Annotated in this window: 10 protein-coding genes; 3 read left to right on the top strand and 7 right to left on the bottom strand. The window is 32.5% G+C overall.

Translation table 11 applies throughout. From position 1 onward, the window contains the following. Positions 1–15 precede the first annotated feature (15 nt). The gene (locus AB1410_03895) at positions 16–1,866 is read right to left on the bottom strand and encodes a hypothetical protein (protein MEW6455843.1); all 1,851 of its coding nucleotides are present in this window, start codon (positions 1,864–1,866) and stop codon (positions 16–18) included. Positions 1,867–1,938: 72 nt separating this feature from the next. Between AB1410_03895 and murB the strand changes: the two genes are divergently transcribed. Then, the gene (murB, locus tag AB1410_03890) at positions 1,939–2,877 is read left to right on the top strand and encodes a UDP-N-acetylmuramate dehydrogenase (GenBank protein ID MEW6455842.1); all 939 of its coding nucleotides are present in this window, start codon (positions 1,939–1,941) and stop codon (positions 2,875–2,877) included. On the opposite strand, the gene AB1410_03885 is transcribed toward murB, so the two are convergent. From AB1410_03885 to AB1410_03860, 6 genes are all read right to left on the bottom strand, one after another. Beyond that, on the bottom strand, positions 2,867–3,718 hold the full coding sequence (locus AB1410_03885; GenBank protein MEW6455841.1) for a DUF2520 domain-containing protein: 852 nt from the start codon (positions 3,716–3,718) through the stop codon (positions 2,867–2,869). The two genes, murB and AB1410_03885, sit on opposite strands and share 11 nt — an antisense overlap. Next, complete coding sequence (locus AB1410_03880; GenBank protein MEW6455840.1) at positions 3,715–4,197, bottom strand: NYN domain-containing protein; 483 nt, start codon at positions 4,195–4,197, stop codon at positions 3,715–3,717. Before AB1410_03880 ends, AB1410_03885 begins: the two co-directional genes overlap by 4 nt. Positions 4,198–4,205: 8 nt before the next feature. Continuing rightward, entirely contained in the window at positions 4,206–4,859 is a 654-nt protein-coding gene (locus AB1410_03875) for a metal-dependent hydrolase (GenBank protein MEW6455839.1), read from the bottom strand. Positions 4,860–5,085: 226 nt separating this feature from the next. Then, positions 5,086–5,436 carry a histidine triad nucleotide-binding protein gene (locus AB1410_03870; GenBank protein ID MEW6455838.1) on the bottom strand — a complete coding sequence of 117 codons (351 nt, stop codon included), beginning with the start codon at positions 5,434–5,436 and terminating at the stop codon, positions 5,086–5,088. Positions 5,437–5,481: 45 nt separating this feature from the next. Next, entirely contained in the window at positions 5,482–6,735 is a 1,254-nt protein-coding gene (gene murA, locus AB1410_03865) for a UDP-N-acetylglucosamine 1-carboxyvinyltransferase (protein ID MEW6455837.1), read from the bottom strand. 220 nt (positions 6,736–6,955) lie between these two features. Beyond that, complete coding sequence (locus AB1410_03860) at positions 6,956–8,080, bottom strand: NHL repeat-containing protein (protein ID MEW6455836.1); 1,125 nt, start codon at positions 8,078–8,080, stop codon at positions 6,956–6,958. 415 nt (positions 8,081–8,495) lie between these two features. Here AB1410_03860 and AB1410_03855 point away from each other — a divergent pair, with 415 nt between their 5' ends. Continuing rightward, a complete protein-coding gene (locus tag AB1410_03855) occupies positions 8,496–9,344 on the top strand; it encodes a proline dehydrogenase family protein (GenBank protein ID MEW6455835.1) in 849 nt (282 codons plus the stop codon). Between the two features lie 68 nt (positions 9,345–9,412). Further along, positions 9,413–10,138 (top strand): hypothetical protein, encoded by a 726-nt coding sequence (locus AB1410_03850; protein ID MEW6455834.1) that lies wholly within the window; start codon positions 9,413–9,415, stop codon positions 10,136–10,138. The last annotated feature ends 129 nt before the right edge of the window (positions 10,139–10,267 follow it).

Genomic DNA, 10,267 nt, shown 5'->3' with positions numbered 1-10,267 from the left:
TCTATTTTTTATTTCTTATTTTAATGAAGAAATCTTTTCAGCTAACAAACGCAACTCATCTTCCTCTAATTTTCTTCCATTCTTCTTTATCTCAAATATAAAAAACGATTTTTTTCCTCTATTAAATCTGCTAAAAGTAATTTGATAATTTTTTAGAATTTCAAAAAGTTCATCAACAATTCTATGCTTGGGCGTGGAAGAAACTCCAATAATTGAAAGCCCGTATTTAGAATCACCATCTTCCCAGTAAAGATTCTTTGCTTCAATTACTATATCTTCAGGGTTTCTAAGCGATTTTTGTAAAAATTCAATTTCAAATTCTATCAATGTTTTAATTTCATTGATAGATGCTGAAATTCTGAAAAAGTCTTCAAGGCTGTAATAAAGTTCTCTTATTTCCTTTTCATCATATGACTTAAAAATTTCCCTTACATTCTTAAATTTTAACATATCCATCTCTCTCATCCCTTCATCAAAATCTCTATATTCTCCAACACTTTCCTTAATCTTTTCTTTGATCTTCCTGTAAATTTCTTCAACATCTGAAAATTCAAGGAGATTTGCTCTTAAATCGAAAATATCAAGTTCAACATCTCCGTAGAACCTCGGAGGATTCGCAGAAGATACATCAAAACCCTCTATCGAGTCTAACGATCTAACACACCTATATTCGATTACATCTGATTTGACCGGGCAGTATATGGCCATCAAAATTTTAAAATCAATATAAAATTCAGATGAATTCACCACGCTCAGAAAAACCTGAGTCTTTTTTGTCTCATGAGCCTCTTTTATAAGAAAAGGGATTATTGCACGGGCATAATGCTCAAACCCACCAACGGACTTAATCAGATCGGCTTTATTATATTTTCTTCCCAAAATTACCGATACTAAATTTACCCTAATTTTCTCAATTATATCCTGAGCTAAAGGATTTCCATCCGAATCAACGATTTCTAATCTTAAAACTGTTATTCCATCTGTTGTTGAAAATTCTTTGTTATATTTTATTACGAAACCTGGGACAACAAGATTAATGGCTCTAATACAATCCTCGATAAAGAGGTTCCCGACAAACCATACGATTGAAATTCCAGTAAATTCTCCTTTTTTTGTCCACAGATTTTTGATATCTATCTGTAGTTCGGAGGTTTCTCTTACCTTCTCGACCATCTCAAAATTTCTGATTATTATGTAAGATATATCTTCTATTTTTCTCTCCTCTATGTACTCTCTTGAACGAGCTGAGAAAAACTTTGGAGCCTCTCCATCAAAGCCAATTATTCCCTCCAATTTCTTCCCTTTATAAACTTTCTGAATTTGTTCAATAACCTCGCTGTAAAGTTTTATTTTTTTTGTCTCCTCGGAGAGCAAAAAGGTTTTTGAAATTTCTCCAACAGAAGCTTTCTTAATATCTAATAAAATTTCTTCTTTTTCTTTTAAAAATTTCTCCCTCTCTTCCCTGGCATTGAAAAGTAACGAAATCAAAACAAGACCGAGTTTCTCTCCGGAATGGACAAGAGAAATTCCTTTCACAAAATATATATTCCAGCCTTTTTCATGAAAAATCCCTATTGAAGTATCAGATAAACCAGGCCAATCAGAACTGAGAATTCCTATTGCTACAGAGGACGGAAATGGAGATTCTTTATGAAACTCATCTGTAATTATTAGAATCTTCTCATTTTTTCTTTTTTCCCATTCAAGCAATAGATTAATAACCAAGCTCTGTTGTCTCTCAAAGGGAAAATATTGTTGAGTATTTTCTATTCCTTTAAGATATTCAGAAATTTTTGATTCTGAAAGGTGTACTCCTTTTCTTTCCAACTCTCTTTTTACCTGATCTACTTCTGATATAAAAACCATTAAAACCTCTCCCTATTATATAAACAAATAAAAAATCTTTTCAATTCTCTCATAATCTGATAAAATATTAAAATGAAAAACCTATCAAAATTAAACTTCACCAAGATAGAGAAAGAAATCAGAAAAGAAATAAGCGCAGAACTTCTTTTGGATGAACCACTAAAAAAACACTCAAGCTTTAAAATTGGTGGAAAGTGCAAATTCTTCTTAAAAATACAGGATGAAAAGGATATTATAAAATTAATTGGAATTTCCAAAAGATATTCTATACCTATATATATAATAGGAAAAGGAACAAATATATTGTTCGATGATAACGGATTTCTCGGAATAATAGTGGAAAATGAGATAAAGGGGACAAAAGTCAACAATGAGGAAATTGAAATATACTCGGGTAACCTATTGGATGAATTTATCGAATGCGCAAAGGAAAATTCATTGATGGGAATAGAATTTCTTGTGGGAATCCCAGGGACTATTGGAGGTGCTATCCATGGAAATGCCGGTGCATTTGGAAGATCTATAGGAGATTATCTCATTAGAGCTCAGGTTATAAATCGTAACGGAAAAATTCTCCATGTTTCAAAAGAGTATTTTCAATTCCAATATAGAAAATCAAGTTTAAGAGAAAAAGGCGATTTTGTTCTAAAAACGACCTTTAGACTAAAAAGGGGAAATAAATCTGAAATTGGAAAAAACATAAAAGAAATTGCTAATTATAGAGAAAATAAAAATCCAGCTCCCCGCTATCCAAATGCAGGAAGTTTTTTTAAAAATATAATAACTCCGGATGGGAAAAAAATTCCTGCCGGTGAATTATTAGAAAAAGTCGGTGCAAAAGGAATTAGAGTTGGAGATGCAGAAGTATGGAACAATCATGCAAACTATATCATTAACAAAGGAAGAGCTACATCAAAGGATGTTCTTGAACTTGCAAAGATTCTAAAAGAAAAAGTTAAAAAACAATTTGGATATATCCTTGAAGAAGAAGTAATATATTTCAACGGATAAGTAAACCTAACTCTTTAAGATACTTTTCTGAAAGATTATCTGTTGGAAAACTCATTATAAAATATTCAATTAATTTTTTATAAATATCTCTTTCAGAACCATTCAAGTTTTCGATATGCATTCTCAGAGTTTCAATATCCTCTCTGATCAGGGGTCCTGTTAGAGCTTTCTCAATCCCTACTTCATTAATATTCTTTAAAGTGCTAATAGCAAGAGGAGTTAAAACTTCTGTGGCTCTTTTTTTTGATAGGCCGGATTCTTCTATCTTATTTACTGCCAATTTGAAAAGGATTAATAAAAGATTTGAAGCTATGCTGCAAGCAAGATGATATTTTTCTCTTCGAACTTTTTTCATCTCTATCAATTCTCCACCCAAATCTTTTGAAATTTTCTCTGCGATTTTTTTTCCTTCAGCATCACCTTCATAGGTAAAAAATATGTTTTTGAATACATCAGCTCTCATATCTTTCGTCGGAAAGCTCTGAACAGGATGAAAGACTCCAGTTTTTGCTTCCAAGCCTTTTAATTCCTTAAGAATCTTTGAAGAATAAATTCCACTGGTATGAAAGAAAAATTTATCTTTTAAATTTTTATTGATTCTGACAATTTCTATTACAACCTCTCTAATTTTTTTGTCAGGAACCGTGATGAAAATTAAATCACTTTTCTCGATCAAACCAGCAATGTCTTTAGAAATATTTATTCCCTGGATGATATCTTTGGATTCGATTGCTTTTTTCTTATCTGCATCATAAATATATACCAGACTGTATTTTTTTTTCTTTAAAGCTTTCGTTAAAGAAGTCCCTAATCTTCCACAGCCTATTATTGATATTTTCATTCTTCTTTTTTTGAAAATACCTTCATCCATTGTTCTATTTCTAAGGGTGTTAATCTTACCTCTTTTTTCCTATCATCTTCCTTGTTTCTGGTCTCCCTTAAAACCCTTTTAACGAATTTTAAAAATTCATAGGAAGAAATAGTCTTTGCTCTAGATCTTTTTCCAAAATCTCTCAAATCTCTATCAGATGTTACAAGAGTTAAATTCCTTAAATAATCCATTTTTTCTATTATTTCTTTAATTTTTCCATCTGCATTCGATCCTGGTTTGGAGAAAAGAATTTTAAAATCAACAGCCTCAGGATGGAATTCGAGTAATTGAGGGGTAGGCCTTCCATCAAAAACAACGATTATTCTTTGTTTCCTAATTTTATAAAATTTATATAAAAATCTTACCAATGAAATACGACTGTCAGATTCTTCGTAATTAGATTCAGAAATCCTCTCCATTAAATTATTTCCATCGATTAAATATGCCATTTGTTAGTCTATAGAGTGAAGAATTCTCCTGGCTTTAAAATAATTACATTTCCCTTCCTTCCAACCATCTCTTTAAACTTTTCAGGAGAAGCTTTTACTATTGGAAATGTGTCATAATGAATGGGTATGAAATTCTTAGCTTTTATAAATTCAGCTGCTTTTGAAGCCTGAACAACATCCATGTTGTATCTCCCATCGATGGGTAAAAGTGTTAAATCTGGCTTGTAAAATTCACCAATTAATTTCATGTCAGAGAAAAGCCCTGTGTCACCAGCGTGATAAATTCTCTTCCCATCCATTTCAACAACAACTCCAACCGGATGGGTACTGTAAGCAGAATGAGTAGCCTGAACCATGTGAATCTTTACTCCATCTACCTCTACCGTCCCTCCTATGTTCATCCCTTCTGATTTAATTCCTTCATTCGATGCTTTTACAGAAATTTCATGAACTGAAACTAAAGTGGCGCCTGTTTTCTTGCATATGGCAAAACTATCCCCAAGATGATCCTCATGGTCATGGGTAACAATAACTATATCTGCTTTATCGATTTTATCTATTGAAGTTGAAGCAAGCGGATTTCCTGTTAAAAAGGGGTCTATGAATACTGTTTTACTTCCCTCAATTTTTACTGCTGAGTGCCCTAACCAGTATATTTTCATTTTTCCCTCCATATTTAGTTATTGGCCAATATTTATGTCCTTTTCATTTTACCAATTTTACTCATCTCGAACAACTGGAACTTTTTAATGCAGGCAAGTTTTTGTATTAGAAGAAATCAAGTTACTATCTTTCTGAGCGAAGGGGATAGTTAACCTCTTATAAAAAAATTCAGAGGTAGCCCTAATTTCGGATCACCCTTGCTGCTCAAATCACTGTTCATTTGATTTATCCTGGCGGCCACCTCATGTATCTTCCGCCAAGAACATGGAGATGAATATGAAAAATTGACTGGCCAGCCTCTCTTCCAGTGTTAAGTACGAGCCTGTATCCTTTTTTTGAGATCCCTTTTATCTCTACAATCTTTTTTGAAATGAATACCATATATCCTAAAATTTCTTTCTTCTCTTCGGGAAATTCATTAATTGACTCAAAATGTTCTTTTGGAATAATCAAAACATGGACTGGAGCCTGAGGATTTACGTCATCAAAAGCAATAACTTTATCATCTTCATAAACAATCTTTGCATTTATTTCTTTTCTTATTACACTGCAAAACACACATTGCTTTTCTTCCATTTTAATTTTTTTCTATTCACTAATCACGGTTTACAGTTTACTATTTTATTCAATTCTCTCTATCTCAGCTCCAACTCCTCTTAGCTTTTCTTCCATTTTCTCATAACCTCTGTCAAGATGATAAACTCTATCTATAATTGTCTCTCCTTTAGCAACAAGTCCTGCTAACACAAGAGAAGCAGAAGCTCTTAAATCATTAGCCATTACCTCAGCTCCCTGAAGTTGAGTTTTTCCATAAATGATTGCTTTATCACCATCAACTTCTATCTTTGCACCCATCCTGACAAGTTCGCTAACATGATGAAATCTGCTTGAAAAAATTGTCTCTTTTACTTTGGAGATACCATCTGCCTGGGTTAGAAGCGCTACAAATTGAGCCTGCATATCTGTAGGAAAACCAGGATATGGAGCAGTTTCCATTTCTAAAGGATTTATAGGTTTGTTGCCCTTTACAATTATTTCATTATTGCTTATAACTCCCACCTCAGCTCCAGCATTTTTTAATGGAATAATTATGTTTTCCATAATTTCTGTGTTTACGTTTTCAAGCTTTAATTCACCACCTGTAATGGCAGAAGCCACCATATAGGTTCCAGTTTCTATCCTGTCAGAAATTACTGAATGGCGAGTCCCATTTAATTTCTTCACCCCCTCGATTAATATTCTCTCCGTTCCAGCTCCTTCAATTTTAGCTCCCATTTTATTTAATAATTTTATAAGATCAATCACTTCTGGCTCTTTGGCACAATTCAAAAGAAGAGTCATTCCTTCGGCAAGCGTTGCTGCCATAACTAAATTCTCAGTCCCTGTGACTGTTACCTTCTTAAATTCATATTCTGTTCCGATCAATCTCTTTGATTCTGCTATATCATATCCAAATTCCTGTTTTATGGATGCGCCAAGGGCTTTTAAACCTTCCAAATGGAGGTCAATGGGTCTTAATCCTATCGCACACCCACCGGGGTGAGAAATTTCAGCTTTTTTAAACCTCGAAAGGAGGGGTCCCATGACTAAAATCGAAGCTCTCATTGTTTTTACAAGTTCATATGGAGCTCTTGGAGTTTTTATGTCTTTCATTCTGATTTTAATTTTCCCATTTAACTTTTCCCAGGCGCCTCCCAAAACATTTAAGATTTCAAGCATTGTATAAACATCTTTCACATTAGGCACATTTTCTAAAATAATTTCTTCTTCTGTAAGAATGGATGCGGCTATCGCTGGAAGAATAGCATTTTTTGCCCCTGATATTTTTATTATTCCCCTGAGAGGTATCCCGCCTCTGATCCTTATTTTCTGCATTTTCCCATTCTAATTCTTAATAAAATCAATTTCAATACTCTATATAAGTTAAAGACATTTGTGACACTTTACATTCTGAGATTATATATTTTAAAGGGCTTCTAAACACAAAGACTTATAGGGTATTTCTGTTAGGCTACATTCTTACAGATAAGTTTGAGGTTTGGGAGGAGAGAAAAAAATCTCCCCCTTTAACAGACTCTATGCCTTCTAAGATCGATTATTTAAACTGAACTGAATATTTAACAGCTCTAAAATAATCTTCTGTTTCCTCTATTCCGTAATAGTATCCTTTTTTATCAAAATAGCTTCCCCAAGAGAAACCCTCTGTTTTTTGATGGGTCAGGAAACGACCTTTTTGATCAAAGAGGTCTATGTAAGAATATTCCTTAAAAAGAGATCTCATGAGCTCTTGAACTTTTTCAAAGGAATCAAGTTTATCTGGTATCTCAAAGGAAATAACCCTACAAAAAATATAACCCTGAGGAGATATATCCACTCCTGATATCACAAAATTTGTAATCACAACATTGGGTTGAAACGAGGTAGGAGGAGTTATATAAGGTGGCTGAGCATATGGAACTTCAGTTATAATTTTCTCTAACAATTTCCCTTCTTTATCATGTACATATATTGTATAGGGATAGATTAGAACTAAGAAGATTTTATCATCTTCTGTAGTTACTATTCTTCCTAAATAATTAAGATGCGGCTCTATTCTTTTTTGTTCAATTTTTATCTCATCTAAAAAGGAAAAGAGATGCTCTCCTTGAGAGTTAAATTTGTGGATTAATTTTCCATTGTATCGCTCGTAAACATAAATATTATCATCTGAATCTAAAACTCCAAAAGAAGGTTGGAATTTCAAGTTAAAAGAGTCTATTAATTTTCCTTGAGAATCAAACTTTGTGATTCTATTATTTCCTTTATCAAAAACTAAGATATTTCCCTTACTATCAAATTCAATATCCTGGGAGTTTAGAATTTCTCCAGGTCCTTGTCCCTTTTTTCCTATTGTAAGAAGATAGTTTCCATTTTTATCAAATTTTTGAATTCGGTTATTTCCTGAATCCAACACATAAATATTTCCTCTCTCATCAGCTATCACATCCATTGGTTGATGAAATATCTTGTTCTCATCTCCTTCTAAAACTCCAATTGATAGCTCCTCTTTAAAGAATATTTTCTTGCCTTTTTTACTTTCTTCCCATAGTCCTTTACCGTAGTTTTTAATCACCTTAACACCTTTCTCATATTCAATTTTCCCTTTCCATTCTTCTTTGCCTGAGAAGCCAAAATAAAAAAACATCAGAAAGAAACAAATAAAAACACTAACTTTTTTCACCTTTGATTACCTCCTTTAAAAACTTCCTTTCTTTTAAACTAACGAATTTAACTATAACTTTGTTCGTTAGTAATATTCTTAATTTTTTCATTTATTGGGATTTCTGAGGGTCTCCCTATCGCTTGGAGGTTTTTCTTTTTGAATTAAAGAAGAGATACTTTTATGAAATTCAACGTTTTCTTTTCTATATCTTCTTCCTTCCATCTTCCCCCTCTATGCTTTCAATTTAAATAATTATGCATCTATAATTTTGCATTTATTATTCCCTCCCATTATGGAAAAAATATTAGCACCAAATTCTTCCAGTTGCAAGCCTTCCATAAATTCTTGATGTTACTATTTTAATTATTTTAAAGTTGTTTTTTCCATGTAAATATATAATACTAATTTCTAAATTTTTAATGGGAGCGCAATAATGAAATTATTAACTTTTTTAGCAAAAAGTTTTGTTGCGGGTGAAACTCCTGAGTCTGCTATAATAGCTGTAAAAAAACTAAATTCTATGGGAATTCTTGCAACATTGGATGTCCTGGGTGAGAATGTAAAAAATAAAGAAATGGCTGAGGATGCTGTTCAGACATATTTAGATTTACTTGATATAATAAACAACAACGGGATTCAATCCCATGTATCTTTGAAGCTAACACAAATGGGTTTGGACATAGATGATGAATATTGCTATCAGAATGTGAGAAAAATAGTCGAAAGAGCAAAAAACTACAATAATTTTGTAAGAATAGACATGGAAGGTTCTCCTTACACCCAGAGGACACTGGATATATATTCAAGACTGAAAAAGGAATTTGACAACGTGGGAATTGTTATTCAGGCTTACCTTTATAGAAGCGAAGAGGATATAAAATATCTAAATTCAATAAATGCTAAAGTAAGACTCTGTAAAGGTGCATATAAAGAGTCTAAATCAATCGCAATCAAAAAGATGAAGGAAATAAGAAAAAATTTTCTTGACCTTGCCTCAATTCTTTTTAACGATGGAAATTATCCTGCCATTGCGACCCATGACTCATATTTACTAAAAGAGATAAAAAAAATGGCAAAAGAAAAAAACATCTCAAACGATAAATTTGAATTTCAGATGCTCTATGGAATAAGATCCAAAACTCAGGAAAGAATTGCAAATGAAGGTTATAACATAAGAATATATGTGCCATTTGGAACTCACTGGCTTCCTTACTTTTACAGACGTTTAAGAGAAAGAAAAGAAAACCTCTGGTTCCTTATAAAAAACCTCTTCAAAAGATAAAATTTATGAGAAAAATTGACATATCTTTAAAATTTATTCTATATAAAATAAAAAAGAGGCATTAATTAATGAGAATAAAAAATATTTTCATTTTTATCCTTCTTGCCTCTATGTCATTTATCATTGTGTTGAAAAAATTATCCACGGATTCTTCTATTACTGCTCAAGAAATCATAATGAGGATGGGTGAAAAATATGCAAACTTTTCTTCATATCAGGATACAGGTTTTATTGAAACAACCTTTGTTCTAAACTCAGGAAAGCAAATATCTCGAAAATCATTTAAGACCTATTTTGTTAGACCAAATTTATTCAGATTTGAATGGAGAGCTCAACTCTATCCAGAATCTCCTTGGATTCTTTGTGTTCTCTGGAGTGATGGAAAAGATACTTTCACATATTGGGAATCAGGAAAGTTTGATAGAATGAAAAGCCTTCTTGACGGAATTTCTGCAAATGCAGGTGTATCAAGCGGAGGAACTACAACAGTTCCATGTATGCTGATTAAATCAGGATGTCGCTTTACTCTCATCGATCTTCAAAATCTGTCTTTAGTAGGAGAGGACAAATTAGAAGGAAATAAATGTTATATCATTAAAGGAATAGATCCAAAAATAAAGAAGAAATACAAACTATGGATTGGAAAGAAAAATTCCTTACTCTATAAATTAGAGAGTCGGATGGAGTTTAAAGATTTTCTATCGATTACAGAAGAAAGACATAAAAATATCCGACTCGAAGAAAAGATAGATAAAGAAATATTTAATTTCACGCCCCTTAATGATATTAAATAAAAGGGAGTGCACCCCTTGCATAGGACAAAAAAATAAGACACTATCTATGTAAGGAGGCAGCAAGTGTCTGGTAAAAAAAGAGTATTTAGCCCTGAATTTAAGCTTCAGGTTATTCAGGAAGCTGAAGCC

The sequence above is a fragment of the Acidobacteriota bacterium genome (assembly GCA_040756905.1).
Classification (GTDB): domain Bacteria; phylum Acidobacteriota; class Aminicenantia; order JBFLYD01; family JBFLYD01; genus JBFLYD01.
Note: the sequence above shows the minus strand (reverse complement) of the source record. Positions and strands in the feature narration are given on the sequence as shown.